This window comes from Tardiphaga sp. vice304, assembly GCF_007018905.1.
Classification (GTDB): domain Bacteria; phylum Pseudomonadota; class Alphaproteobacteria; order Rhizobiales; family Xanthobacteraceae; genus Tardiphaga.
Genome location: NZ_CP041402.1, coordinates 3,780,145 through 3,804,810, shown reverse-complemented (window position 1 = coordinate 3,804,810; position 24,666 = coordinate 3,780,145). Strand labels below are relative to the sequence as shown.

General features: G+C 64.8%; 23 protein-coding genes. 20 read left to right on the top strand and 3 right to left on the bottom strand.

Annotated features, from left to right (window positions below):
- Nucleotides 1-43: 43 nt before the first annotated feature.
- Nucleotides 44-520: a cupin domain-containing protein gene (locus FNL56_RS18065; protein ID WP_143578077.1), complete on the bottom strand. Its 477-nt coding sequence runs from the start codon at nucleotides 518-520 to the stop codon at nucleotides 44-46.
- Nucleotides 521-1,663: 1,143 nt separating this feature from the next.
- On the opposite strand from FNL56_RS18065, the gene FNL56_RS18060 reads away from it, so the two are divergent.
- The 11 genes from FNL56_RS18060 to FNL56_RS18010 all read left to right on the top strand — a co-directional run bounded on the left by FNL56_RS18060 (nucleotide 1,664) and on the right by FNL56_RS18010 (nucleotide 10,579).
- Entirely contained in the window at nucleotides 1,664-2,977 is a 1,314-nt protein-coding gene (locus FNL56_RS18060) for an RluA family pseudouridine synthase (protein ID WP_143576227.1), read from the top strand.
- 10 nt (nucleotides 2,978-2,987) lie between these two features.
- The gene (bluB, locus tag FNL56_RS18055; protein ID WP_143574254.1) at nucleotides 2,988-3,635 is read left to right on the top strand and encodes a 5,6-dimethylbenzimidazole synthase; all 648 of its coding nucleotides are present in this window, start codon (nucleotides 2,988-2,990) and stop codon (nucleotides 3,633-3,635) included.
- 47 nt (nucleotides 3,636-3,682) lie between these two features.
- Complete coding sequence (locus FNL56_RS18050) at nucleotides 3,683-3,982, top strand: hypothetical protein (RefSeq protein ID WP_246660701.1); 300 nt, start codon at nucleotides 3,683-3,685, stop codon at nucleotides 3,980-3,982.
- Between the two features lie 58 nt (nucleotides 3,983-4,040).
- Nucleotides 4,041-4,826, top strand: a complete 786-nt coding sequence (locus FNL56_RS18045) for an ATP12 family chaperone protein (protein WP_143574252.1) — start codon at nucleotides 4,041-4,043, stop codon at nucleotides 4,824-4,826.
- Nucleotides 4,827-4,881: 55 nt separating this feature from the next.
- A complete protein-coding gene (gene fliK, locus FNL56_RS18040) occupies nucleotides 4,882-6,561 on the top strand; it encodes a flagellar hook-length control protein FliK (RefSeq protein ID WP_143574251.1) in 1,680 nt (559 codons plus the stop codon).
- A complete protein-coding gene (locus FNL56_RS18035; protein ID WP_143574250.1) occupies nucleotides 6,558-6,824 on the top strand; it encodes an EscU/YscU/HrcU family type III secretion system export apparatus switch protein in 267 nt (88 codons plus the stop codon). Before fliK ends, FNL56_RS18035 begins: the two co-directional genes overlap by 4 nt.
- A gap of 64 nt (nucleotides 6,825-6,888) precedes the next feature.
- The gene (gene blaOXA, locus FNL56_RS18030; protein WP_143582556.1) at nucleotides 6,889-7,701 is read left to right on the top strand and encodes a class D beta-lactamase; all 813 of its coding nucleotides are present in this window, start codon (nucleotides 6,889-6,891) and stop codon (nucleotides 7,699-7,701) included.
- Nucleotides 7,702-7,809: 108 nt separating this feature from the next.
- Nucleotides 7,810-9,342, top strand: a complete 1,533-nt coding sequence (locus FNL56_RS18025) for an acyl-CoA carboxylase subunit beta (protein WP_143576226.1) — start codon at nucleotides 7,810-7,812, stop codon at nucleotides 9,340-9,342.
- Nucleotides 9,343-9,397: 55 nt separating this feature from the next.
- The gene (locus tag FNL56_RS18020; RefSeq protein WP_143574248.1) at nucleotides 9,398-9,571 is read left to right on the top strand and encodes a DUF4160 domain-containing protein; all 174 of its coding nucleotides are present in this window, start codon (nucleotides 9,398-9,400) and stop codon (nucleotides 9,569-9,571) included.
- Between the two features lie 31 nt (nucleotides 9,572-9,602).
- Nucleotides 9,603-9,860 (top strand): DUF2442 domain-containing protein, encoded by a 258-nt coding sequence (locus tag FNL56_RS18015; protein ID WP_143574247.1) that lies wholly within the window; start codon nucleotides 9,603-9,605, stop codon nucleotides 9,858-9,860.
- Nucleotides 9,861-9,946: 86 nt separating this feature from the next.
- The gene (locus tag FNL56_RS18010) at nucleotides 9,947-10,579 is read left to right on the top strand and encodes a trimeric intracellular cation channel family protein (RefSeq protein ID WP_143574246.1); all 633 of its coding nucleotides are present in this window, start codon (nucleotides 9,947-9,949) and stop codon (nucleotides 10,577-10,579) included.
- A 44-nt stretch (nucleotides 10,580-10,623) separates the two neighbouring features.
- On the opposite strand, the gene FNL56_RS18005 is transcribed toward FNL56_RS18010, so the two are convergent.
- Together FNL56_RS18005 and FNL56_RS18000 are read right to left on the bottom strand one after the other, a co-directional pair.
- On the bottom strand, nucleotides 10,624-11,817 hold the full coding sequence (locus FNL56_RS18005; protein ID WP_168203087.1) for a glycerophosphodiester phosphodiesterase family protein: 1,194 nt from the start codon (nucleotides 11,815-11,817) through the stop codon (nucleotides 10,624-10,626).
- Nucleotides 11,818-12,120: 303 nt separating this feature from the next.
- Nucleotides 12,121-13,125, bottom strand: a complete 1,005-nt coding sequence (locus FNL56_RS18000; RefSeq protein ID WP_143574244.1) for an alpha/beta fold hydrolase — start codon at nucleotides 13,123-13,125, stop codon at nucleotides 12,121-12,123.
- Nucleotides 13,126-13,320: 195 nt separating this feature from the next.
- On the opposite strand from FNL56_RS18000, the gene FNL56_RS17995 reads away from it, so the two are divergent.
- From FNL56_RS17995 to FNL56_RS17955, 9 genes are all read left to right on the top strand, one after another.
- Nucleotides 13,321-13,995 (top strand): methionyl-tRNA formyltransferase, encoded by a 675-nt coding sequence (locus FNL56_RS17995; RefSeq protein ID WP_143574243.1) that lies wholly within the window; start codon nucleotides 13,321-13,323, stop codon nucleotides 13,993-13,995.
- 309 nt (nucleotides 13,996-14,304) lie between these two features.
- On the top strand, nucleotides 14,305-15,792 hold the full coding sequence (locus FNL56_RS17990) for an RAD55 family ATPase (RefSeq protein ID WP_143574242.1): 1,488 nt from the start codon (nucleotides 14,305-14,307) through the stop codon (nucleotides 15,790-15,792).
- Between the two features lies 1 nt (nucleotide 15,793).
- Nucleotides 15,794-16,153, top strand: a complete 360-nt coding sequence (locus FNL56_RS17985; protein WP_168204674.1) for a response regulator — start codon at nucleotides 15,794-15,796, stop codon at nucleotides 16,151-16,153.
- 312 nt (nucleotides 16,154-16,465) lie between these two features.
- Entirely contained in the window at nucleotides 16,466-19,951 is a 3,486-nt protein-coding gene (locus tag FNL56_RS17980) for an indolepyruvate ferredoxin oxidoreductase family protein (RefSeq protein WP_143574240.1), read from the top strand.
- A gap of 119 nt (nucleotides 19,952-20,070) precedes the next feature.
- Nucleotides 20,071-21,219, top strand: a complete 1,149-nt coding sequence (locus FNL56_RS17975) for a thiolase domain-containing protein (RefSeq protein ID WP_143574239.1) — start codon at nucleotides 20,071-20,073, stop codon at nucleotides 21,217-21,219.
- Nucleotides 21,219-21,608: a Zn-ribbon domain-containing OB-fold protein gene (locus tag FNL56_RS17970; RefSeq protein ID WP_143574238.1), complete on the top strand. Its 390-nt coding sequence runs from the start codon at nucleotides 21,219-21,221 to the stop codon at nucleotides 21,606-21,608. Before FNL56_RS17975 ends, FNL56_RS17970 begins: the two co-directional genes overlap by 1 nt.
- Nucleotides 21,609-21,809: 201 nt before the next feature.
- The gene (locus FNL56_RS17965; RefSeq protein WP_143574237.1) at nucleotides 21,810-22,670 is read left to right on the top strand and encodes a MaoC family dehydratase; all 861 of its coding nucleotides are present in this window, start codon (nucleotides 21,810-21,812) and stop codon (nucleotides 22,668-22,670) included.
- 67 nt (nucleotides 22,671-22,737) lie between these two features.
- Complete coding sequence (locus FNL56_RS17960; RefSeq protein ID WP_143582213.1) at nucleotides 22,738-23,694, top strand: dihydrodipicolinate synthase family protein; 957 nt, start codon at nucleotides 22,738-22,740, stop codon at nucleotides 23,692-23,694.
- A 141-nt stretch (nucleotides 23,695-23,835) separates the two neighbouring features.
- Nucleotides 23,836-24,636, top strand: a complete 801-nt coding sequence (locus tag FNL56_RS17955; protein ID WP_143574235.1) for an NUDIX hydrolase — start codon at nucleotides 23,836-23,838, stop codon at nucleotides 24,634-24,636.
- Nucleotides 24,637-24,666 lie beyond the last annotated feature (30 nt).

Sequence of the window (24,666 nt, the reverse complement as noted above, 5' to 3'; positions counted from 1 at the left end):
CGCATCCTCCCACAGTTTTCGGATTGCAGCGCCAGTATGAGTATCAGTGCTTGTCGGAGCCATGTTTGGGCTGCACCGACCACGCCGGCGGCTCATCCTTTTTGTCGGCCTTGGCCACCTCAGCCGTCGCCTGGACCTTGCCGGGGGCATGGTGGGTAGGCGCGTAGATCGCATAGACCTGCATCGGCTCTTTTCCGGTGTTGGTGATGTTGTGCCAGGTCCCCGCTGGCACGAGTACGCACCAGCCGTCGGATACGTCTTTTTCAAACGTCAGCTGGTCCTTTGTGGCGCCCATCCGCGCGCGGCCGTTGCCCGAGTTGAGGCGCAGGAATTGATCGGTCTCCGGATGCGCCTCAAGGCCGATGTCGCCGCCGGGCGGGATCGACATCAGCGTCACCTGTAGATAGCGCCCGCTCCAGGCGACGGAACGATAGTCCGTATTGTCCTTGGTTGCTTGTTCGATATTAAACGCTTGCGGCTGGGGTCCAATATCCTGGATCCTGTCAACGCTGTTGCTCATGACTTGCATCCTCAAGATTGCTGCGACTTAACCGTCTCGCGTCCGGTTGTACGGGACTAATTGATGGTGTTGGCAACGGTTCCGATTTGCGGGGGCGTGATCGACGATCAGGACGGTGGATGCGGGTATGGGCTTGACAATATACCTATAAGATTATAATCTTTACACCATCCCGTCCGCGAGGGGCGCTTCATGAGGCGTCTGGAGTGGGGCGGGAGGCGGCGCCTGCGGGCGGGGGAGGACGTATCCCCGCGCACTCGGGAGGCTGGAGGTCACCGTACGGGCCCACTACGGGGCTCTGCCGCTCTTTGTCGGCTGGACGCGGACAGGGAAAGGCGGGGAAATCCCGCCGGAAGCTGTCCCGGAAGCACGGTCCCCCGGCCCAAAATCGTCGCGGTGGCGCGCCGAGAGGCGACGCGACCTGGCTCCGTCGCCGACGGCGGAGCGGATCGCGACAAACCACCCCCACGCGCCTTCAGGCGCGCCGCCACCCCTCATGTTTGAGGGGCGGGAATTGCGCAAAACCCGGGCTCATCGAGCCGCGGGATCGCAAACACTTGGCCGATAAGCCAGTTTCACAGTGACCCTGAGCGCCATATGCGCTACGCACAGCGATTATCCCGGAGCTGTATTATGAGCCGTCGCGACAAGAAGCCCCTCGTCAAATCCCGTGGACCCGCCGGTCCGCGCGGCAAGGGTGGGCGCCCGAAGACTGCCGGCACCACGACGTCCGGCGCCAAGCCGGGCCGTCCTAAAGCCGCGCGGTCCGATGGCGAGCGGCAGGAGCGGCCGTCATTCGGCAAGGCCGGCCGCATCAAGAGCGATCGCCCGATGAGCGCGCGCCCGCCGCGCGAGCGCGCCTCCGAGCGGCCGGAGCGTTCCGAGCGTCCGCAGGGCTCGGAGCGTCCCGCGCGCTTTGAACGGTCCGAGCGCCCGCAGCGCAGTGAGCGTCCCGCCGAGCGCGGTTTTGGCGATCGCGCGCAGAGCGCGCGCCCGTCGCGCGAGCGTTCGGCCGCCCGTCCCGAGCGGGCCGAGCGCCCGGAACGATCGCCGCGTCCGGCGTTTCGGCCCCAGCGGCCCGAACCCGCCGCCGAGCGTGGCCGGGGCGATCGCCCCACCTCCGCACGTCCGTCGCGCAACCGCATCGATGCGGCTCTGGATCGCCACGAATGGGGCGATCCGCGCGAGCCCCGCGACACCCGTTTCGAGACCCCCGAACGTGGCGAACGCCAGGCGCGCAGCGCGCGCCCCGAGCGCGCCACAAGCCGTCCGGAACGAACCGAGCGCCCGCAGCGCACCGAACGCTTCGGTAGCGAGCGCCCCGGCAATGACCGTCCGCCGTCGCGCGGCGGCCGGCCGGTGCGCGAGTCGCGCGAGCGCGAGCCCAAGCGCGAGCGTCCGCCGTTCGATCCCGATACCTTCGTGCCGGAGCCCAAGGTCGTCGTGCCGAAGGCGCCGCTGCCGACCGCAGTCGAGATGGCCGTCGTCACCGCCGACGAGGCCGGCATGCGCGTCGATCGCTTCCTCGAGGCGCGCTTTGAAGGCCTGTCGTTCTCCCATATCCAGCGCATCGTCCGCAAAGGCGAGCTGCGCATCAACGGCAAGCGCGCCGATTCCAAGGACCGGCTGGAAGAGGGCCAGACCGTCCGCATTCCGCCGCTGAAGCTCGACGCGCCGAAGGTCGGCGGCGGCGTGCTCTCCGAAGCGGCGCAAAAGACGCTCGATGCCATCAAGGAGATGATCCTGTTCGAGGACGCCGACGTGATGGTGCTGAACAAGCCGGCCGGCTTGGCCGTGCAGGGCGGCTCCGGCACCGTGCGGCATGTGGACGGCATGCTGGAAGTGATGCGCGACGCCAAGGGCCAGAAGCCGCGCCTGGTGCATCGCCTCGACAAGGACACCGCGGGCTGCCTGCTGATCGCCAAGACGCGCTTCGCCGCCACCAAGCTGACCGGCTCGTTCCGCGAGCGCTCGGCACGCAAGATCTATTGGGCGCTGGTCGCCGGTGTGCCGAAGCCGAAGCAGGGCCGCATCTCGACCTATCTCGCCAAGGAAGAGAACGAGGAAGACACCATCATGCGCGTCGCCCAGCACGGCGACGAGGGCGCCAGCCACGCGGTGACGTATTACGCGGTGGTCGAAACCTCCGCGCAAAAACTCGCCTGGGTGTCGCTGAAGCCGGTGACGGGACGGACGCACCAGCTGCGCGCGCACATGGCGCATATCGACCACGCCATCATCGGCGACCCCAAATACTTCAACAAGGAAAACTGGCAGCTGCCGGGTGGCATCCAGAAGAAGCTGCATCTCCTGGCGCGGCGCATCGTCGTGCCGCATCCGCGCGGCGGCTTCATCGATTGCTCCGCGCCGCTGCCGCCGCACATGCTGCAGACCTGGAATCTGCTCGGGCTGGAAGCCGACCGCTTCGACCCGATCGAGAACGCCCCGGAAGAGTAGGGGCCGAGCGGTGTCCGTCTCCACAGCGCCCGATTTCGACGCCGGTTTTCGCGCGCGGCTGCACGATCTGTTCGTGTGGCGCCGCGATGTCAGGCGCTTTCGGACCGACGCATTGCCGCAGGGCGCGATCGAGCGGCTGGTCGAAACCGCCTGCCTGTCGCCGTCGGTCGGCCTCAGCCAGCCGTGGCGCTTCGTCATTGTCGATGACGCCGCTCGTCGCGCCGCGGTGCTGGCGAATTTCACCGCCTGCAATGCCGACGCGCTGGCCAGCTTCTCCGGCGATCTGGCGAAGCTCTATGCCACGCTGAAGCTCGCGGGCCTCAGCGATGCGCCGTGCCATGTCGCTGTCTATGCCGATCGCGCCACCGAGGTCGGGCACGGCGTCGGCCGTCGCACCATGCCGGAAATGGCGGATTATTCGGTGGTCGCGGCGATCTCCACGCTGTGGCTTGCGGCGCGCGCCGAAGGCATCGGCATGGGCTGGGTCTCGATCCTCGATCCCGACGCCGTCACCCAGGCGCTCGACGTCCCCGCCGACTGGCGGCTGATCGGCTATTTCTGCATCGGCTATCCCGTGATGGAATCCGACAGCCCCGAGCTGGAGCGTGTCGGCTGGGAACAGCGACGCCCGCTCGCCGATCACATCATCAGGCGCTGACGCGCGCCGCACTTGAGTTGGTGCGCCGGCATGATCACATGCTATCCATGATCAAAATTCTGCTGCAAAGCCTTTCGATGGTGATGATCCTTGCGGGCACGGCGTCCGCGCAGATCCTGCCGCCCGGCGGGGCGATCCTGACGCCGCCGCCCCCCGCCGCCCCGCCACCGCCGAGTATGGCCGTTCCGGTGGTTCCGAAACTGGATCAGATGCCGACCACGTCGACGGCGCCACGCGCGCGTGGCTCGTTCGGCGATCGCGTCACCGATTGCCTGCAGGACGGCGCGGCCGCAGGTCTTGGCCCAAACGATCGCGCGGCCTATTCGCGCGCCTGCGCCAACCGCTGAGTTGGCGCAGCGATGCGCTTGCACTAGGTTGATTCCATCAACAGGACCATAAAACGCGATGCGTGAATTGTTTGACGAAGTCTACGGGCAGGGCGGGCTCGATCCGGAAGAGGCGGTGCGCCAGTCGACGCGCGGGCCGCAGCGCAAGCGCTTCTATGCGCGCGCCGGAATGGTCGAGGCGCCCGAGGGATTTGCGATCACACTGGACGACAAGACCGTGCGAACGCCGTCGCGCAAGCCGCTGACAGCGCCCGAGCGCAGCATCGCGGAAGCCATCGTAGCCGAATGGGAAGCGCAGCAGGACACCATCAATCCGACGACGATGCCACTGACGCGGCTCGCCAACAGCGTCATCGACGCGGTCGGCGACAACGTCACCGCGGTGAGTGACGACATCGCCAAATATTTCGGCACCGATCTGTTGTTCTACCGCGCCGGCCATCCGCAGGAACTGGTGGCGCGCGAGGCGCAGGCGTGGGATCCGGTGCTGTTCTGGGCCGTCGAGGATTTTGGCGCACACTTCATGCTGGCCGAGGGCATCATCCATGTGCAGCAGCCGGAGAGTTCGATCGCCGCGGCCCGCGCGACGCTGCCGAACGATCCGTGGACCGTCGCGGCGCTGCATCTGGTGACGACGATCACCGGCTCGGCGCTGCTCGCACTGGCCTTGCTGCGCGGCCGGCTCGATGCCGATCAGGTCTGGGCCGCGGCCCATGTCGATGAAGACTGGAACATCGAGCGCTGGGGCGTCGACGGCGAAGTGGCGTCGCGCCGTGCGGCCAAGCTGATCGATTTTCGCGCCGCGGCGCGCGTGGTTGCTGCGCTGGCGCCGCGCGCCGGTTAACGAGGGCTTAACAACGCCGCGCTATCGTTGGTCTCCCGCACCCGGCGAGAGCATCATGGTACTCGGCGTCACTCCAGTCTCACCATACGTCGCCGTCAAAGGCGTACAGGGCGATGTCGGCTTCCGCTCGGGCAGCATCGTCACCGCGCGCGTGGTGAAACTTTTGCCGGACAATCAGGTCCGCATCGCGATCGGTAACGTCGCCGTCGATGTCTCTTCCGAAGTGCCGCTGCAGCCCGGCCAGACCCTGCAGCTCGCGGTATCGCAGGCCGCCGACGGCGTCCGCCTCGCGGTGGTGACGCCGCAGCCGGGATCGACCTCGCAGGCCGGCACGCCGCAAGACAGCGTGACGCTGGCGCCCGAGGCGCAGCTCACGCTGGCCAATGTGCTCACCACATCCAAGGTGACACTGACCGCGCCGGAAGAAGCGGCGGTGTCCACGGCCGCGCAGGTCGCCGCGACTCAGCAGGCCGGACTTGCGACCTTGTTTGCCAATCTCGGCGACGCCGCCGCGTTGCAGAAGCTGCCATTGCCGTTGCAGCAAGCGGTCGCCAACCTGCTGGCGCAACGGCCGCCGCTCGATCAGAATTTGACCGGCGACGAGCTGAAGGCCGCGTTCCAGAACTCCGGCCTGTTTCTCGAAGCATCATTGGCATCCGGCACCGCGCCGTCCGCGACGATGCCCGACATGAAGGCCGCGCTGATCGTGTTCCGGCAATTGCTGTCGAGCGCGCTCGGCGGCCATGTCGCGACCAACGGCGCGGCGTCCTTCGTCGCGACGTCGGAGCAGGGCATGCCGTCAGCGCCCGGCGTCAGCGTCGTCACGGCTGCGCCCGGAACGCCGTCGCCGTCGATCATGCCGGGAATGCTGACGCCGGACGATGTGTTGCAGCAGGCCGGGTTGTTCGCCGTCGAGGATTTTGTCGACTTCACGGGCAAGGCGCAGATGATTCCGCCGCCCGCTAGTTCGCCGGAAATGGCGGCCCGCGTCGCGGCGAGCGGTGCCACGCTCAGCCAGTTGCAGGAAGCGTTGCAGGCGCCGCATCTCGCCGGCAACGGAATCGACGCCGCGCTCGACGAGGGCGCGCTGCTCAATTTGGTGTCGCCGAATGGCAAGCCGCCATCGTCGCTGCCGTCCGAGCTGCTGCTGCGCGGCAGCGTGCCGCCGCCGCCGTTGCGCGGCGCGCTGCCGAGTGCGCAGCCGATGCCGTTGTCCACGCTGCAGCCGAACGCGCCGGTGGCGGTCACGCTGCATCATCTGCTTGCCGATACCGACGCCGCGATCGCCCGCCAGACGCTGCTGCAGGTGGCGTCGTTGCCGGATCGCACTGACGCCACCGCGTCACGGCTCGATGCGGCCGCGCCGCGCTGGAATTTCGAGATCCCGTTCGCGATGCCGCACGGCACCGCGGTGGCGCAGTTCGAGATTTCGCGCGACGGCGGCGGTGATAGCGAGGCCGAAGCCGCGCAGCGCGTCTGGCGCGCGCGGTTCTCGCTCGATGTCGAGCCGGCCGGCCCGGTGCATGCGCTGGTCTCGCTGTCGGGCGACAAGACCTCGGTGCGGCTGTGGGCCGAACGCGCGGCCACCGCGCAGCAATTGCGCGCCGGCTCTTCGCAGCTCGGCCAGGCGCTGTTGCGCGCCGAGCTGCAGCCCGGCGATATCGTGATTCAGGACGGCGCGCCGGTGCAGCCCGCACCAGCTTCGGCCGGCCATTTTGTGGACCGCGCGCTGTGATCGTCGATACCAAGCGCCTGGTCGCGGTCGCGCTGCATTACGACAAGACCGGCGCGCCCATCGTCACAGCGAAGGGCAAGGGCACGATCGGCGCCAAGATCATCGAGATCGCGAAAGCCCACGATATTCCGATCGAGGAAAACGAGGTGCTGGCCGGCGCGCTCTCCAATGTCGATATCGGCGAGGAAATTCCCGCCGAGCTCTACAAGGCGGTGGCCGAAGTGCTGGTCTTCGTGCTGCGGCTGTCGGGCAGGGTGCGCTGACGCTGTCATGATTCCACCACGATGCCGCGCGCATCTGCGCGCTCCATTGCTGACAGGTATTCCCGTGATTACTCGCCGCCACGCGCTCGGCCTGCTGACCGCCACCGTTGCTTCGCCGGCCTTCGCCCATGTCGCGCCCCAGCGCAGCGAGATCCGCGACAGCCTTGCCAAGCGCTTCACGGACGCCGGCACGGTCGGCACCTTCGTCGGCTACAAGGTCGACGACTATCTGATCGTCGCCAGCGACAAGGAGCGCTCCGGCGAGGCCTTCCTGCCGGCCTCGACCTTCAAGGTCCCGAATTCGCTGATCGCGCTGGAGACCGGTGTGGTCGGCGATCCCGACAAGGACGTCTTCAAATGGGACGGCATCACCCGTAATTTTCCCGGCTGGAATCAGGATCACACGCTGCGCTCGGCGATCGCGGCGTCGGTGGTGCCGGTCTATCAGGAGATCGCGCGGCGCATCGGCGCTGCGCGGATGCAGAAATATCTCCGCGACTTCGACTACGGCAATGCCGACATCAGCGGCGGCATCGACCAGTTCTGGCTGACCGGCGCACTGCGCATCGACCCGATGGAGCAGGTCGATTTCATCGACCGGCTGCGCCGCGGCGCGCTGCCGGTCTCGAAGCGCAGCCAGGATCTGGTGCGCGACATCCTGCCGGTGACCCGCGTGGGGGACGCCGTGATTCGCGCCAAGACCGGGCTGCTCGGCGCCGAAACCGGCCGGCCGTCGCTGGGCTGGCTGGTCGGCTGGGCCGAGAAGGGCGACGCGCAGACCGTGTTAGCGCTCAACCTCGACATCCGCGAGCCTCGCCACGCCGCAGACCGCATGGCGATCGCGCAGGCCTGCCTGACCGACATCGGCGCGCTCTGAGCGGCGCGCCGCGGTGCGGAATTTTCGACCGTTTCCACCGCCGAAAACCCCATGCTACAACCCCAGCCAAAGGCGGCGACCAATCGCCGGACAAACGGGCTGGAGCAGATGAAAGACATTCTCGACACCCTCGAAGACCGTCGCGCCGGTGCGAAACTCGGCGGCGGCGAAAAGCGCATCGAATCCCAGCACGCCAAGGGCAAGCTGACCGCGCGCGAGCGGCTCGAGCTGTTGTTCGACAAGGGCTCGTTCGAGGAATTCGATATGTTCGTCGAGCACCGCTCGGTCGAATTTGGCATGGAGAAGTCCAAGATCCCCGGCGACGGCGTGGTGATCGGCTGGGGCACCGTCAACGGCCGCAAGACCTTCGCCTTCGCCAAGGATTTTACCGTGTTCGGCGGCTCGCTGTCCGAAACCCACGCGCAGAAAATCTGCAAGATCCAGGACATGGCGATGAAGGCCCGCGCGCCGATCATCGGGCTGTACGACGCCGGCGGCGCGCGCATCCAGGAGGGCGTCGCGGCACTCGCCGGCTATTCCTACGTGTTCCGCCGCAACGTGCAGGCCTCCGGCGTGATCCCGCAGATCTCGGTGATCATGGGGCCGTGCGCCGGCGGCGACGTCTATTCACCGGCGATGACCGACTTCATCTTCATGGTGAAGAACACCAGCTACATGTTCGTCACCGGGCCGGACGTGGTGAAGACCGTGACCAACGAGGTCGTCACCGCCGAAGAACTCGGCGGCGCCAGCGTGCACGCGACGCGCTCCTCGATTGCCGACGGCGCGTTCGAGAACGACGTCGAGACGCTGCTGCAGATGCGCCGGCTGATCGACTTTTTGCCGAGCAACAACCAGTCAGGCGTGCCCGAATGGCCGAGCTTCGACGACATCGAGCGCGTCGACATGTCGCTCGACACGCTGATCCCCGATAATCCGAACAAGCCCTATGACATGAAGGAGCTGATCCACAAGGTGGTGGACGAGGGCGACTTCTTCGAGATCTCGGAGACGTTTGCCAAGAACATCGTCACCGGCTTCGGCCGCATCGCCGGCAAGACAGTGGGCTTCGTCGCCAACCAGCCGATGGTGCTGGCCGGCGTGCTCGACAGCGACGCTTCAAGGAAAGCCGCGCGCTTCGTGCGTTTCTGCGACGCCTTCAACATTCCGATCGTCACCTTCGTCGACGTGCCGGGCTTCCTGCCGGGCACTGCGCAGGAATATGGCGGGTTGATCAAGCACGGCGCGAAACTGCTGTTCGCCTATTCGCAATGCACGGTGCCGCTCGTCACCGTGATTACGCGTAAGGCCTATGGCGGCGCGTTCGACGTGATGGCCTCGAAGGAGATCGGCGCCGACATCAACTACGCCTGGCCGACCGCGCAGATCGCCGTGATGGGCGCCAAGGGCGCAGTGGAGATCATCTTCCGGCAGGACATCGGCGACGCCGAGAAGATCGCCGCGCGCACTAAGGAATATGAGGACCGCTTCCTGTCGCCGTTCATCGCCGCCGAGCGCGGCTATATCGACGACGTCATCATGCCGCACTCCACCCGCCGCCGCATCGCACGGGCGCTGGCGATGCTGAAGGACAAGGCCGTGGATGTGCCGATGAAGAAGCACGACAACATGCCGCTTTGACGAGTAGGTTCTGCCAGCAGGGCCGTGAGAGTCGGGGAGTGCGACGCCGACTGTTTTGCGGTGGGGTCCTTACCGCGCATTCTTCTACTCTGCGGACGGTACGGAACCGGCGCATGTCCATGTCCGCAAGGGAGACATGGAATTGAAGGTTTGGCTGCACGACTTGACGATCGCGGTCAATATCGGCTTCCGGCCGCATGAGATCGGCGCTATCATCAGGCAGCTCTGAATGCGTCAAACTGAACTGATGGATGCCTGGAATGAGCACTTTGGAAATTGACGTCGGTGATCTCCGCGCGCGTTCTGTCGAGTGCAGCGCGACCGATTTGATCGTGACATTGCGGGATGGGCGGAAGATTGCAACGCCGCTTGACTGGTATCCCCGCTTGAACGCCGCATCAGCTGCGCAACGCGCTAACTACGAAATCATGCCGATGGGAATTCATTGGCCCGAGATCGACGAGGATCTGAGCATCGCGGGGATGTTGCAGGGCAAGTCGGCGGTAAGGGCGGGCTAACGCCTGGCGCGCCCAAAACGGCTAATACCACGGCCTCCCATCTCCGCTTCGTGTTACAGAGCGGTTCAACCACTCTGGACCACTCCATGCCCCACACCGAAGCGTTGTTGTTTCCGCTGGCCATGATCGCGCTGGTGGCCGAGGCCATGACGGCGGCGCTGGCGGCCGGGCGGCGCAAGATGGACTGGCTTGGCGTCGCCATGCTCGGCTGCATCACCGCGCTCGGCGGCGGTTCGGTGCGCGATGTGCTGCTCGGCCATTATCCGCTGTGGTGGGTCTCCAGTCCCTCTCTGCTTCTGGTGACGGGCGGGGCGGCGCTGCTGACCATTGCGCTTGCGCGTTTCGTGCACCGCTTCCACGCGCTGTTCCTGGTGCTCGACGCCATCGGCCTCGTCGTCTTCACCATCATGGGCTGCAACGTCGCGCTCGGCATGGGCCAGCCGCTGCTGATCGTGGTGGTGGCGGGCATGATCACCGGCTGCGTCGGCGGCGTCCTGCGCGACGTGCTGTGCAACGACGTGCCGCTGCTGTTTCGCAGCGAGCTCTATGCCAGCGTCTCGATCGTTACCGGGCTGCTTTACATCGGCGGCAGCCGGCTCGGCATCAGCCCCGACCTCGTGACCGCCGTAACGTTCCTGGTCGGGCTGACGTTCCGGCTGCTGGCGATCCGGCTCAAGCTGGAAATGCCGAAGTTCGTCTATGACAGCGACGGCCGCTGAAACGCGGCCATGAATTCCCGCCGTCGACGGCCATCGATCCGGCGCTAGTTCATCCCCATGCAGCTCGCATAGAACGTCGTGGTCGAAGGCCAGTCCGAGAACATGCCGCGGATGCCGACCTGCCGGGCGAGCACGTCGAGCACTGTCAATGTGTCGCCATCGCGGTCGATCGCTGATTTGACGGAGGAATGATAGAAGCCGCCGCCTTTGCCGAGCGGGCCGTCGCGCTCCAGCGACCAGCCGATCAAATCGAGGCCGGCTTCTTTCGCGGCTTTGGCGTAGGCGGAGGGGACGATCTCGTTCTTGTCATTCAGCGCCAGCATGGTGGTGATCGGCGGCGCCAGGATCCTGACGCCCTGGGCGCGCAGCTCCGGCATCGACGGCTTCCAGGTTTCGGGCCTGTTGGGATCGAGGCCCTGCTTCTCATAGCGGTCCTCGAGGTAGACGGCCTGCGCCGCAAAATCGGGCGCGGTCTTCACCCAGTACAGGATGTCGGCGAGGGAAAAGCTTTGCGCGAACACGTCGGCGGGCGGAATGCCGGCCTGGCGATAATCGTCGAGCATTTGCGTGGCGTATTTTTCCTGGGTGTAATCGCCGTCGAACGGCATCGGCACTTCCGCGGCCTTCAGCTCCGGCGTGAATTTGGCGCCGAGGCCTTTGATCAGCGCGATGCTGTCGGCGTGGGTCATCAGCGTGCCGGACGCGGCGTAGAGGTCGGTGCGCCAGCGCGGCGTGCCGTTCTGATAGTCCGCAGGCGTCGTGGCGTTGGGGTTGAAGCCGTCCATCTTGGCCGACAGCGTCCTGAACTCTGCCAAAGTGATGTCACTGGTGCAACATTTGGCCGAGGCCTTGCGGCCGGTGGCGGGATCGGCAGGGACGAAACCTTGCGAGCATTTCGCCGCCAGCGCCGGCACCGAGAGGATGTTGGTGGTGGTGTGCAGATCGCATTGCGAATGCCGGCACACCAGCTGGCGGTCTTTCGTAAACGTGACGTCGCATTCGATCACGCCGGCGCCCATTCGCGCTGCGGCGAGATAGGATTCCCGGCTGTGCTCCGGAAATTGCAGCGGTGCGCCGCGATGGGCGATCGAGAAGGCGGTCTTGTGGAACGGCCCGGTGCATTGGGAGAGCTGGGTCTTGAGTGGACCGTCCTTCATCTTGTCGACGAGGTAGAACGGGCGCGGTCCGATCTGCGCCTCGCGCGGCAGCGGAATATCCTGTGCGACTGCAACACCCATCAGGGTCAGCAACCAGAGCGCAGACGGCAAAGCGGTGCGGGGAACGACCGGCATGGTAATCTCCGTAGGACATGATGGGCGGATAAGACCATGGCTGTGTGACGTTCGTGTGCGCGTTCTGACGGTTGCTTTTACTGCAGCGGTTTCTTTTGCGATGTCATTCGCAGATCAGAACGGGCGGCAGCGGCGGGGATCGTCGGAAACTACGGATTCGTGCCTCGACGACCGAGCCAAAAGCCGATTCGATCTGTACAAAAACTGAATGATAGCGGCACCGCGGGATTGACCACGGCGCCGCTGCGGTCATTTCGCCGTGGCGCTGAGAAACGCCAGCATCAGCTCGTTGAACTTTGGCGCGGCGTCGAGAAAGACGAGATGGCCGGCGTCGGGCAACACCTCGACCCTGGCCTTCGGCATCTTGGCGGCGGCGGCCTTCGCGAGGTCGGCGTTCTGGCCCATCTTCGGGCGCAGCACTTCGGGCGCCAGCGGCTTGCCCGGCGCATTGAAGTCATCGCCCCCCATCACGAACAGCGTCGGCTGCGCGATCAGCGGCACTTCAAGCGCCACCGGCTCGCGATAGATCATCTGCGAGGAACTGACGAAGGCATGCAGCCAGCGCGGATAATCCGCGGCGCCCTTGATGTTGAATCGTGCGTCGATCAGCGGCGTCACCTGATCGGGCTGCAGCTTCATCGCATAATTGACCTCAAGTTGCTTGCGATAGCCGTCGGCGGTTAGCTTATCCTCGGTCTCGATGATCTTTTCGGTCGGCGTCGGCGGCACGTAGAGCCGGTAGTCCTCCAGGCCGATCGGCGCTGCCAGCAGCAGATGGTCGATATGGTCGGGATAGGCCCGTGCCAGTCGCACGGCGAGCATGCCGCCCAGCGAATGCGCGACCACGTCGAATTGCGGGATCGCCAGATGGTCCATCAGCGCGATGGTGTTGCGAGCGAGATTGTCGAAATGCAGTTCGCCTGACGGCTTGGAGGATTTTCCGAAACCGATCTGGTCCGGCACCACCACGCGGTAGCCGGCTTCGCTGAGCACGCCGATCACCGGTGCCCAGTAGCTGGAGGGAAAGTTACGGCCGTGCAGCAGCACCACGGTGCGGCCGTTCGGCTTCGCCGACTTGATGTCCATATAGGCCATCTTGAGCGGCTCGCCCTCATTGACCACCGGCAGCATCTGGACCGGATAGGGATAGGCGAAGCCTTCCAGCCCGATTCCGTAGGGCTCGCGCACCGGATCGGCGGCGTGGGCGGTCAGGGGCAGGGTGGCGAGCATGGCGGATAGCAGAAGACGTTTCATCGGGCGGACTCCGGGGATTGGTGGCGCCGGTGTGCTGCCGATTTGCGGCGACATGAAGCCTTCGCGGATCACAAACGCGAACCAGGCGGCGAACCGCGCGGTTCGGGTGATCATCCAATTTTAAGGCGTCGCTGCGACAGTGTGATTCGCACAGCCCTGCAGTCCATGCGAGCGAATAACCGGGTACGGCTTTTCATGTTCGACACCATCATCCTGCTGACCGGCCCCGCCGAACATTCGGTGTTCACGACGCTGCTGCGCGGGCACAATCCCGGCCTGACCGTTCTGCCGGTGTTCACCGCCGACGATCTTGCGGTGATCGAACCGGAGTGGCTGTGTCGGGCGCGGCTGATCGCCTTCACCTCCAGCGTTCCCGTGCCCGGCGCCGTGCTCGATCAACTCGGCTATGGCGCCTATCATTTCCATCCGGGGTCGCCGCAATATCCCGGCAGCTCGCCGGCCCGAGCCGCCCTCGATGACCGCGCAACCGAATTCGGCGGCACCGTGCACCGCCTGGTCGCGCAAGCCGATGCCGGCAGCATTGTCGATGTCGAACGTTTTGCGATCACCGACGACGCCAGTGTCGCCGGCCTCGAAGAGCAGGCCTATACGACACTGGTGACGATGTTCTGGCGGCTCGCCGGCGTGCTTGCAAAACAGCCCGCGCCGCTCGTGGTGCGTGCCGAGCGCTGGGGCGCAACCCGCAACACCCCGGCACGTCGCGCCCGTCCGCCCGGCCCGATGATGGCGGACACCGCCAGCAGCGTCATCACGCTCGCCGCCAGCCATGAACATGGACTCGTTCCGCGCATCGGCCAGGGCTTGCGACCGCGCGCCAGCATCCCGGAGACCGAGACCGAGCCGGCCTGATTGTCCGGGCTCGACACGTAGCCGCGATGCTTGAACCGTCGAGCCGCGGAGGCGGCGTGCGTGACTCAGCCATCGACGTCCTTGAGCTCGCTGAGTTTGCGGTGTGCGGTACCGCGGCCGTATCATCATCCGCGCTCGGAACCGGACGGTACGCCACCGGACACAACCATATACGCGCGACATTCCGATATTGTTGACGACGGCTGGAACGACTTGCCGCGTTGGACGTTACTGCATTTCACCGCCTTACGGGATTGGCGCGAATAAGCGACGACCGGCATGGCGGCTTGGGGCAGAGGCAATTGATGGATGACTAGTGACAGCGATCGGTTTGCAACCGGCGTTCCGGGTCTCGATACCATTCTAGGCGGCGGCGTATTCGACGGCGGGATTTACATCATTCAGGGCGCGCCAGGCGCCGGCAAGACGATCCTTGGCAATCAGATCTGTTTTGCGCAGGCGGCGATGGGCCGCAACGCGCTCTACATTACGTTGCTGGCGGAAAGCCATGCGCGGATGATCGGCCATATGCGCCGCCTGAAATTCTTCGACGAAGCCGCGATCCCGGACCGGATGTCCTATGTCGGCGCCTTCAAGACCCTCGATGATGACGGGCTGCGCGGACTGCTGGACGTCGTCCGGCGCGAGGTTCGTACCCGCAAGGCCAGCATCGTCGTGCTCGACGGCCTTATCACCGTGCATGAAAAGGCCGGGTCCGATCTGGAATTGAAGAAGTTCATCCACGAATTACAGACCCAGGCGTCGTTCAGCAACTGCACCATGTTCCTGCTCACCAGCGCCTTCGATGCCAATACGCATCCGCCCGAGCACACGATGGTGGATGGCCTGATCGAGTTGCGGTCGTCGCTGCATGGCCGTCGCGCCGAGCGATCGCTGCAGGTTCACAAGCTGCGCGGCAGCTGGTTCATGGGCGGCAAGCATTCCTACCGCATCACGGAGAATGGCCACGCAATCTACCCGCGCGTCGAGGCGCTGCTGGAGACGCCGAGCGTCTGGGACAGCGCGGACGGGCCTAAGGTCTCGATAGGCATTCCCGGCGTCGATGCCATGTTCGGCGGCGGGGTCGATACCCATTCGGTGACGGTGGTGCTCGGTCCGTCCGGCTCCGGCAAGACAACTTCCGGCCTGCAGTTCCTGACCGGTGGTCCGGCCGATGAGCCGGCGATGCATTTCGGTTTCCACGAGAACCCGCGCGCACTGACCATCAAGGCGGAGACGCTGAAGCTGCCCCTGACCGAGCGTGGCGATCTGATCAGCCTGCTGTGGCGGCCGCAGACCGAAGCGATCCTCGACGAGGTCGCCACCGAATTGCTCGGCGCCATCAAGGCGCGCGGCGTGCGCCGGCTGGTGATCGACGGCATCGAGGGCTTCTCCAAGTTGACCGACGAGAAGGGCCGCATGGGTTCTTTTTTATCGGCGCTGTGCAACGAGTTGCGCGCGCTCGGGGTTACCACCCTGGCAACGGCGGAAACCGAACATGCCGGCGTGACGCCCGGTCAGCCGCTCAAGGGCATGAACCAGACCGGCCTTTCCGCGGTCGCCGAGAACATCCTCTCGCTGCAACTGGCAGCGCTGCGCTCGGAAAATCACAGGCTCATGACGATCCTGAAATCGCGCGATCGACGAACCGATATGCGGATGCGCCGCTTCGAGATCGGCGAGGGCGGCATCCGGCTCGACGACGATTATCTCCAAGCAGAGAGAATTCTCAGGGATATTTCCAGCCAAGGTCCGGCCACAGCTCCATCGGCGGATCTCAAATTGACTGGAGAATAGGGTGCGTACAGTCCTGATTGTCGAGGACGAATGGGCGATCGCCGACTGGCTGGAAGTCCTGTTGAGCGAAAATGCCTTCAACGTCCTCGTCGCCGGCAACGGCCGTGAGGCGCTCGACATCCTGCACCGGGAAACGCCTGACCTGGTGCTGACCGATTTCATGATGCCGTTCCTCGACGGCGCCGGCCTGATCACCGCGATGGCTGCAAACGAGAAACACCGCGACATCCCGATCGTGATGATGACGTCGCTGCTCGAACATGTCGCCAAGGAACGCGCCGGCAAGTTCCGGGCCTATTTGCGCAAACCGTTTCGCGAGGCCGATCTGATGAAAGTGATCGGCGAGATTTTTCCGGCCTAGCATCGTTGCCTGGGTAAAATTCCTGCGCTGGCGGCCGTCGTCCACATGAAAACGTGTATGATAACCTGAAAGTATTGCGCTGCACGCACTTACTTCCTTGCGAAAACCGCCATCTTGGCGAAATATCGCAGTCTCCGTTTCGTTATTTTCATCACGAAATTGCGTTCTTGATGCGCCGGCTCACTTGCCGAGAATTTTGGTGCGTTGCTCTCGATATCCAACATAGAATGTTTCCACGGGAGTCGAAGGGCACCCAATCGACACGCAATAAAGCCGGGGCGATACGATCCTGGCGGCAGTGAAGAGGATGCGATGGGAATCAACCAGGGCCCGATCAGTCTCGATCAGAAATATACGCAAGGTTCAGGTCATATATTTTTGACCGGCATCCAGGCTCTCGTGCGTTTGCCCATGGCGCAGATTCGCCGCGACCGTGCGCAAGGGCTCAACACCGCCGCCTTCGTCACCGGCTACCGCGGCTCGCCGCTCGGTGGCTATGACCAGCAATTGATGGCGGCGCGAAAACATCTCGAACAGTACGGCGTCAAGTTTCAGCCCGGCGTCAACGAGGATCTCGCAGCCACCGCGATCTGGGGCACGCAGCAGCTCACGCTCTCGCCCGGCGCCAATTACGATGGCGTAGTCGGCATCTGGTATGGCAAGGGCCCTGGCGTCGACCGCTGCGGCGACGTGTTCCGCCATGGTAACGCGGCCGGTTCGGCGAAATTCGGCGGCGTGCTCTGCCTCGCCGGGGACGACCACGGCGCCAAGTCCTCGACGGTGCCGCATCAGTCCGACCACGCTTTCATGTCGGCCTTGATGCCCTATCTCTATCCGTCGTCGATCCACGAGATGATCGAGATGGGCATGCTGGGCATTGCGATGTCGCGCTACTCCGGCTGCTGGGTCGGCATGAAGGTGATCACCGAGACGGTGGAAACTACCGCCGAGATCGACCTCGCCAACGAACTCAAGCCGTTCAACATCCCGACCGACTTCGAAATGCCCGCCGGCGGCCTCAATCTGCGCTGGCCGGACGATCGCTATGACCAGGACCGCCGGCTGCAGGACTACAAGGGCTTTGCCGCGATCGCGTTTGCTCGCGCCAATCACATCAACCGCATCACGATGGATTCGCCGAACGCGCGATTCGGGATCATGGCCTCCGGCAAGAGCTATGAGGACGTGCGCCAGGCTTTGCGCGAACTCGGCGTCACCGAACAGGTCGCCGCAAAAATCGGACTGCGGCTTTACAAGATCGGCATGCCTTGGCCGCTGGAGCCGGAGGGCGTGCGCCAGTTTGCCGCCGGACTCGAGGAGATCTTCATCGTCGAGGAACGCCGCGAGATCGTCGAGAACCAGGTCAAGCAGGAGCTGTTCAATTCGCCCGGCCTGCGTCCGCGCATCGTCGGCAAGATGGACGACAAGGATCACCGCTTCCTGCCGTTCGCCGAAGAACTCAGTGTCGCCAGGGTCGCGACCTCGCTGGTCGACCGCTTGCTGGCGATGGAGATCGATCCGGAGATCGCGGCGTTGCTGCGCGCCAAGGCCGACTGGTTTCACGGTCGCGATGCCTCGCAGGTGCAGGCGGTGGTGCCGATCACCCGCACGCCGTATTTCTGTTCGGGCTGCCCGCACAACACCTCGACCAAAGTACCGGAAGGTAGTCGGGCGCTGGCCGGCATCGGCTGCCACTTCATGTCGCTGTGGATGGATCGTTCGACCGAGACCTTCACCCATATGGGCGGGGAGGGCGTGCCGTGGACCGGCATTGCGCCGTTCACCTCCGAGAAGCACATCTTCGCCAATCTCGGAGACGGCACCTACTTCCATTCCGGCTCGCTGGCGATCCGGCAATCGATCGCCTCCAAAGCCAACATCACCTACAAGATTTTGTATAACGACGCCGTGGCGATGACCGGCGGGCAGAAGCACGACGGCGAACTGTCGCCGCAGCAGATCACCTTCCAGCTCCACGCCGAAGGCATCCGCGACATCTATCTCGTTTCGGAAAATCCGGATGCGTATCCGGCGAAAGATATCGCACCCGGCGTCAGGCTGGCGCATCGCGACGAACTCGACAATGTGATGAAGACCTTGCGCGAAGTGCCGGGCTGTTCGGCGATCGTGTTCGTGCAGACCTGCGCGGCCGAAAAACGCCGCCGCCGCAAGAAGGGCATTCTGGAAGATCCGCAGCGTCGCGTCGTCATCAATCCCGCCGTCTGTGAAGGTTGTGGCGATTGCTCGGTGCAGTCGAACTGCATCTCGGTGGAGCCGCTGGAGACCGAACTCGGCCGCAAACGCACCATCAACCAGTCCTCCTGCAACAAGGACTATTCCTGCCTGCGCGGCTTCTGCCCGTCCTTCGTCACCGTCGATGGCGGCAAGATGCGGCGCAAGGCGCCGGTCGAGCTCGGCAGCATCGGTGCACTGCCGGAGCCGTTGACGCGCCCCGGGCTTGAGCGGCCGTACAATGTCGCGGTTGGCGGCGTCGGCGGCACCGGTGTGCTGACGATCGGCGCGCTGCTCGGCATGGCCGCGCATATCGAGGGCAAGGCCAGCATGATCCTGGATATGTCGGGCCTCGCGCAAAAGGGCGGCGCGGTGCTCAGCCATGTCAGGCTTGCATCTACCACGGAGGAGGTGACCTGTTCGCGCATCGTCACCGGCACCGCCGATCTGCTGATCGCCGCCGACGAAGTCGTCGCCGTTGCGAAGGACACCATCGGGCTCTGCGAGTCCGGCCGCACCTTCGGCGTCGTCAACACCCATCTCATTCCGATCGCGGATTTCGTGCGCAACCGCGATTTCAATTTCCAGTCGCGCAAGGTGAACGACGTGCTGGAACGGTCGTTGCGCCCGCAGTCCACATTCCTGGATTTCACCAAGGCCGCCGAAGCGCTGCTCGGCGATTCCATTGCTACCAACATGATGATGATGGGCTTTGCCTATCAGCAGGGCCTGCTGCCGCTGCAGGCGGCGTCCATCGAGCAGGCGATCGAACTCAACGGCGTGTCGATCAAGATGAATATGCTGGCGTTCCAGCTCGGCCGTCTGGCGTCCGCCGATCCGGCGCGGCTTGCGTCGATGCAGAAGGGCGCCGACGAAACCGTTGCGCCGAAGACGCTGGATGAAATGTCGCTCGACGAGATCATCGGGCATCGCAGCGCGATGCTGACCGACTATCAGAACGCCCCGCTGGCGGCGCGTTACCGCACGCTGGTCGATCGCGTTCGCCATGCTGCGATGCAGGGCGGTTATGACGACGAACTGCCGCGGGCCGTGGCGATCAATTACGCCAAGCTGCTCGCCTACAAGGACGAGTATGAGGTCGCGCGGCTTTACACCGACGGCAAATTTGCCAGACAGGTCGCCTCGCAATTTGAAGGTGATTACAAGATCAGCATCAACCTCGCGCCGCCGATGCTGCCCGGCAAGGACGCCACCGGCCGCCCGAAGAAGCGCGCGTTCGGCGCCTGGATTCTGCCGGCGTTCCGCGTGCTGGCCCGCCTGCGCGGGCTGCGCGGCACGGTGTTCGATCCGTTCGCCGGCACCGCCGAGCGCAAGATGGAGCGCGACCTGATTGCGGGGTACGAGAAGGACGTCGATACCGTGCTCGGGCTGTTGTCGCCGCTGACGGTGGATACCGCGGTGGCGCTGCTGTCGCTCCCCGACCAGATCCGCGGCTACGGCTTCATCAAGGATGCCTCGGTGGCGGCGGCCAGAATCCGCTATGCGGAATTGGCGCGCGATCTGGTGAACCCGCCGCCGGCGCCGCGCCAGATCGCGGCGGAGTAGGGCGCCATTCCGCTCCGCGAAATCTGCTTCCGCAAAGCCGCCGCGCGTTTGCGCGGCTTGCCAATGGGGCGATGACGCGCCAAGACTTTCTGCGGGAACGAAACACCACGGAGAATTTCTTGACCATCAAAGGCAAGGCGTACATCGCCGGGATCTACGAGCATCCGACCCGGCACGCACCCGACAAATCTCTCGCGCAATTGCATGCCGAAGTCGCCAAGGGCGCGCTCGAAGACGCCGGGCTGACACACAAGGATGTCGACGGCTACTTCTGCGCCGGCGACGCGCCGGGCGGGTTGTGGCCGATGGTCGACTATCTCGGCCTCAAGCCGCGCCATGTGGATTCCACCGAAACGGGCGGCTGCTCCTACATCATCCATCTCGGCCATGCCGCGCAGGCGATCGCCGCCGGCAAATGCTCGATCGCACTCGTGACGCTCGCCGGCAAGCCGCGCACCAGCGCAATGCCGCCACGCATACAGGGCGCCGAGGCCGACTTCGAGACGGCGTTCGGCGCGACCACCCACAACGCCTATGGGATGTGCGCCATGCGGCACATGCACGACTACGGCACCACCAGTGAACAGCTCGCCTGGATCAAGGTCGCCGCCTCGCATCACGCGCAATACAATCCCCATGCAATGCTGAAGGATGTCGTCACCGTCGAGGACGTCATCAACTCGCCGATGATCTCCGATCCGCTGCACCGGCTCGACTGCTGCGTTGTCTCCGATGGCGGCGGCGCGATGATCGTGACGACGCCGGAAATTGCCAGGAGCCTGAAGAAGCCGTTGGTGCGCCTGATCGGCCATGGCGAGGCGATGAAGGGCCCGCGCGGCGGCAAGGATCTCGACCTGACCTACTCGGCCGGCGTGTGGTCCGGTCCGCGCGCCTTCGAGGAGGCCGGCGTCACGCCGCAGGACATGAAGTACGCCTCGATCTATGACAGTTTCACCATCACCGTCCTGATGCAGCTCGAGGATCTCGGCTTCTGCAAGAAGGGCGACGGCGGCAAGTTCGTCTCCGACGGCAACCTGATCTCCGGCGTCGGCAAGCTGCCCTTCAACACCGATGGCGGCGGGCTGTGCAGCAACCATCCGGTCAACCGTGGCGGCATGACCAAGATCCTCGAAGCCGTGCGGCAGCTGCGCGGCGAAGCCCATCCCAAGGTGCAGGTTCCGAATTGCGATCTCGCCATCGCGCATGGCACCGGTGGCCTGCTCGGCGTGCGCCATGCCGCCTCGACCGCCATTCTGGAGCGCGTGTAATGACTGAAGCCAAGAAGTACCCGACCCCGGTCGGAAATCCCGAAACGCAGCCGTTCTGGGATGCCGCGAAGGAAGGCAAGTTCCTGATCAAGCGCTGCAAGGCGTGTGGCGAGGCGCATTTCTTTCCGCGCTCGATCTGCCCGTTCTGTTTTTCCGACGAGACGGTATGGGAACAGAGCTCCGGCGAGGCCGAGATCTACACCTTCAGCCACATGCGCAAATCGGCGACCGGCCCCTACGTGATCGCCTATGTCACCCTGAAGGAAGGCCCCTCGGTGCAGACCAACATCGTCGATTGCGATCCGGCGACGGTGAAGATCGGTCAGAAGGTCAAGGTGGTATGGAAGCCGACCGATGGCGCGCCACTGCCGTTCTTCACGCCCATGTAGCTTCTTGTTTCCCCTCCCCCTCGTGGGGGAGGGTGGCACGGACGAAGTCCGTGACGGGAGAGGGGGCGCCACAAGCGTTGACGCCCGTGGCACCCCTCTCCCATCACAGTCCGGAACGGCGACAGCGCAGCCCTCTCCCACAAAGGGGAGAGGGCACCACGACTGGCGCCGCGAAGAAATAAAAACAGAGGAAACCACCCCATGCCGATCAACTACGATGCGATGATGGCGATGACCAATTTCGGTCAGCCCTACGCCTACACCGACCGCGACGTGATGCTGTACGCCTATGGCATCGGCCTTGGCGCCGATCCGATGGACGAGCGTGAGCTCTCCTTCGTCAACGAGGCCTATTACACAGAGCGCCCGCTGAAAGTGGTGCCGACCTTCGCCTCGGTGGCAGCTTGGGGCGCCGGTCCCGGCGAGATGAATCTCAACAAGGTGCTGGTGGTCGATGGCGAGCGCGACATCACCTTCCACCGGCCGATGCCGGCCGCCGCCAGGATCACTGCCGACTCGTCCGTCCTTGACGTATTTGACAAGGGCAAGGAGAAGGGCGTGGTGATCCGCCACAAGACGGTTTTGCGCGACGAGAGCGGCGCCGAACTCGCGACCCTCGTAGCGTCGCGCTTCGCCCGTGGCGATGGCGGCTTCGGCGGTCCCGCCGGCAAGCAGCCCGAACCGCACGCGATGCCGACCCGCGCGCCGGACCAGAGCGTCGAGATCTCGACCCGGCCGGACCAGGCGCTGGTCTATCGGCTCTGCGGCGACCGCAACCCGCTGCATTCCGATCCGGATTTTGCCAAACGCGCCGGCTTCCCGCGCCCGATCCTGCACGGCATGTGCACTTATGGCCTGACCTGTCGCGGCGTGCTGCAGACCTATGCCGATTACGACCCCGCCGCGTTCAAGCAGCATGCGGTACGGTTCTCGTCGCCGGTCTATCCCGGTGAGACCGTGACCATGGACCTGTGGAAGGACGGTAGCGTGGTGTCGTTCGAGGCCAGGGTGAAAGAGCGCAACGTTACCGTCATCAAGAGCGGCCGCACCGTGCTGGCCTGACGCGGAAGCGGGCAGGACAAGCCCGCTCTTTCGCTCTAGAATGCCGCATCATTCACCGAGGCCCATCATGAAACTGACCCCCAAAGCCGCCGGCACCTTCGCCATTGCCCCGACGCCGTTCTTTGAAGACGGCCGCGTCGATGACGGCTCGATCGACCGTCTGACCGACTTCTATGCCGAAGCCGGCTGCGACGGCATCACCGTGCTCGGCATCATGGGCGAAGCGCCGAAGCTGGAAGCCGCGGAAGCCGAGGCGGTGGCCAAGCGTTTCGTCAAGCGCGCCGCCAGCAAGATGCAGATTATCGTCGGCGTGTCGTCGCCGGGCTTCGCCGCGATGCGCTCGCTGGCTCGCGCCTCGATGGACGCCGGCGCCGCGGGCGTGATGATCACGCCGCCGCCGACGCTGCGCACCGACGACCAGATCACCACCTATTTCAAGCAGGCCGAGGAAGCCATCGGCGCTGACATCCCGTGGGTGCTGCAGGACTATCCGCTGACGCTGACCGTGGTGATGACCCCTGCGGTGATCCGCAAGATCGTGATGGACTCGAAGTCCTGCGTGATGCTGAAGCACGAGGACTGGCCGGGCCTGGAGAAAATCACCGCGTTGCGCGGCTTCCAGAAGGACGGATCGTTGCGCGAGCTGTCGATTCTCACCGGCAATGGTGGCCTGTTCCTCGACTTCGAGATGGAGCGCGGCGCCGACGGCGCGATGACCGGCTATGCCTTCCCGGAATTGCTGGTTGATGTGGTGAACTTCCAGAAGAACGGCGAGCGCGACAAGGCGCACGACCTGTTCGACGCGCATCTGCCGCTGATCCGCTACGAGCAGCAGCCGGCCATCGGTCTCGCCGCCCGCAAATACGTGCTGCACAAGCGCGGCGTGATCGCCTCGCCGGCGCAGCGCAAGCCGGGGTCGAGCATCACGGTCACCGCCAAGGCCGAGATCGACTACCTGTTGTCGCGCGTCGCCCGCTTCGACAAGCGCGCCAACCTGCAGCCGCAGTCCAGCGCGGCGGAATAGGTGTAGGGCGGGTTAGGGCGCCCTTGCGCCGTAACCCGCCATCACAAGGTACGATCGGGGCAATGGTGGGTTACACGCAAGGGCGCTAACCCACCCTACGCATCGCGCATCATCAAGAATGCCGTTCAGGGAGTTCTCATCATGCCCACCGAGCCCGGCGTTGCACGGCCTGCGTCCACCATCCTGCTGTTGCGGCAGGGCGACGCCGACGCCATCGAAGTGTTCATGATGCTGCGGCACTACCAGATCGAGTTCGCCTCCGGTGCGCTGGTTTTTCCTGGCGGCAGCGTCGATCCCGGCGACCAGGATATCGTCGCACGGCCGGAGCTCTATGCCGGCGTCGATGGCGATGACGAGGCAACGCTGAAGTTTCGTATCGCCGCGATCCGCGAGACTTTTGAAGAAAGCCGCATCCTGCTCGCGCGCCCGCGCGGCTCGGCTGAACTGATCGACGCGAAACGCGCCGGCGAGATCGCCGACGCCCATCGCGATGCGCTCAATGACGGCCAGGTCAAGTTCGCCGATATCCTTGCCGACAATGGTCTCGTGCTCGCGCTCGATCTGCTGGTGCCCTATGCTCACTGGATCACGCCGGAGGGCATGAAGAAGCGCTTCGACACCTGGTTCTATCTCGCCGAAGCGCCGCCCGAGCAGGTTGGCCTGCACGACGGCAAGGAGGCGACCGACTCGATCTGGCTGTCGCCGCGCGAGGCGCTGGAGGGCGGCGCCTCGGGGCGCTTCACGCTGCCGTTTCCGACGACGCGCAACCTGATCAAGCTCGGCCGGCAACCGGGCGTGGCCGCGGCGCTCGACGGCGCGCGCGCAAACACAATAGTCACGGTGATGCCGGTCCTAGCCCGGGACGGCGACAAGCGCACGCTGCGGATTCCGCTCGAGGCCGGCTACGACGGCGAAGTTTTCGAACTGACCGGCGCGCCGTAGCAGACGCTCGCGCGGAACTATCCACGTCAT

Bases quoted from the DNA above. Each gene is read 5' to 3' on its own strand.
- FNL56_RS18010 (WP_143574246.1), top strand. From the start codon at position 9,947: ATGCCCCACACCGAAGCGTTGTTGTTTCCGCTGGCCATGATCGCGCTG.
- FNL56_RS18025 (WP_143576226.1), top strand. From the start codon at position 7,810: ATGAAAGACATTCTCGACACCCTCGAAGACCGTCGCGCCGGTGCGAAA.
- FNL56_RS17970 (WP_143574238.1), top strand. From the start codon at position 21,219: ATGACTGAAGCCAAGAAGTACCCGACCCCGGTCGGAAATCCCGAAACG.
- FNL56_RS18045 (WP_143574252.1), top strand. From the start codon at position 4,041: ATGCGTGAATTGTTTGACGAAGTCTACGGGCAGGGCGGGCTCGATCCG.
- fliK (WP_143574251.1), top strand. From the start codon at position 4,882: ATGGTACTCGGCGTCACTCCAGTCTCACCATACGTCGCCGTCAAAGGC.
- FNL56_RS18000 (WP_143574244.1), bottom strand. From the start codon at position 13,125: ATGAAACGTCTTCTGCTATCCGCCATGCTCGCCACCCTGCCCCTGACC.
- FNL56_RS18065 (WP_143578077.1), bottom strand. From the start codon at position 520: ATGAGCAACAGCGTTGACAGGATCCAGGATATTGGACCCCAGCCGCAA.
- FNL56_RS17955 (WP_143574235.1), top strand. From the start codon at position 23,836: ATGCCCACCGAGCCCGGCGTTGCACGGCCTGCGTCCACCATCCTGCTG.
- FNL56_RS17995 (WP_143574243.1), top strand. From the start codon at position 13,321: ATGTTCGACACCATCATCCTGCTGACCGGCCCCGCCGAACATTCGGTG.
- FNL56_RS18050 (WP_246660701.1), top strand. From the start codon at position 3,683: ATGATCAAAATTCTGCTGCAAAGCCTTTCGATGGTGATGATCCTTGCG.
- FNL56_RS18015 (WP_143574247.1), top strand. From the start codon at position 9,603: ATGAGCACTTTGGAAATTGACGTCGGTGATCTCCGCGCGCGTTCTGTC.
- FNL56_RS17960 (WP_143582213.1), top strand. From the start codon at position 22,738: ATGAAACTGACCCCCAAAGCCGCCGGCACCTTCGCCATTGCCCCGACG.
- FNL56_RS17965 (WP_143574237.1), top strand. From the start codon at position 21,810: ATGCCGATCAACTACGATGCGATGATGGCGATGACCAATTTCGGTCAG.
- FNL56_RS18005 (WP_168203087.1), bottom strand. From the start codon at position 11,817: ATGGGTGTTGCAGTCGCACAGGATATTCCGCTGCCGCGCGAGGCGCAG.
- FNL56_RS17980 (WP_143574240.1), top strand. From the start codon at position 16,466: ATGGGAATCAACCAGGGCCCGATCAGTCTCGATCAGAAATATACGCAA.
- FNL56_RS17990 (WP_143574242.1), top strand. From the start codon at position 14,305: ATGACTAGTGACAGCGATCGGTTTGCAACCGGCGTTCCGGGTCTCGAT.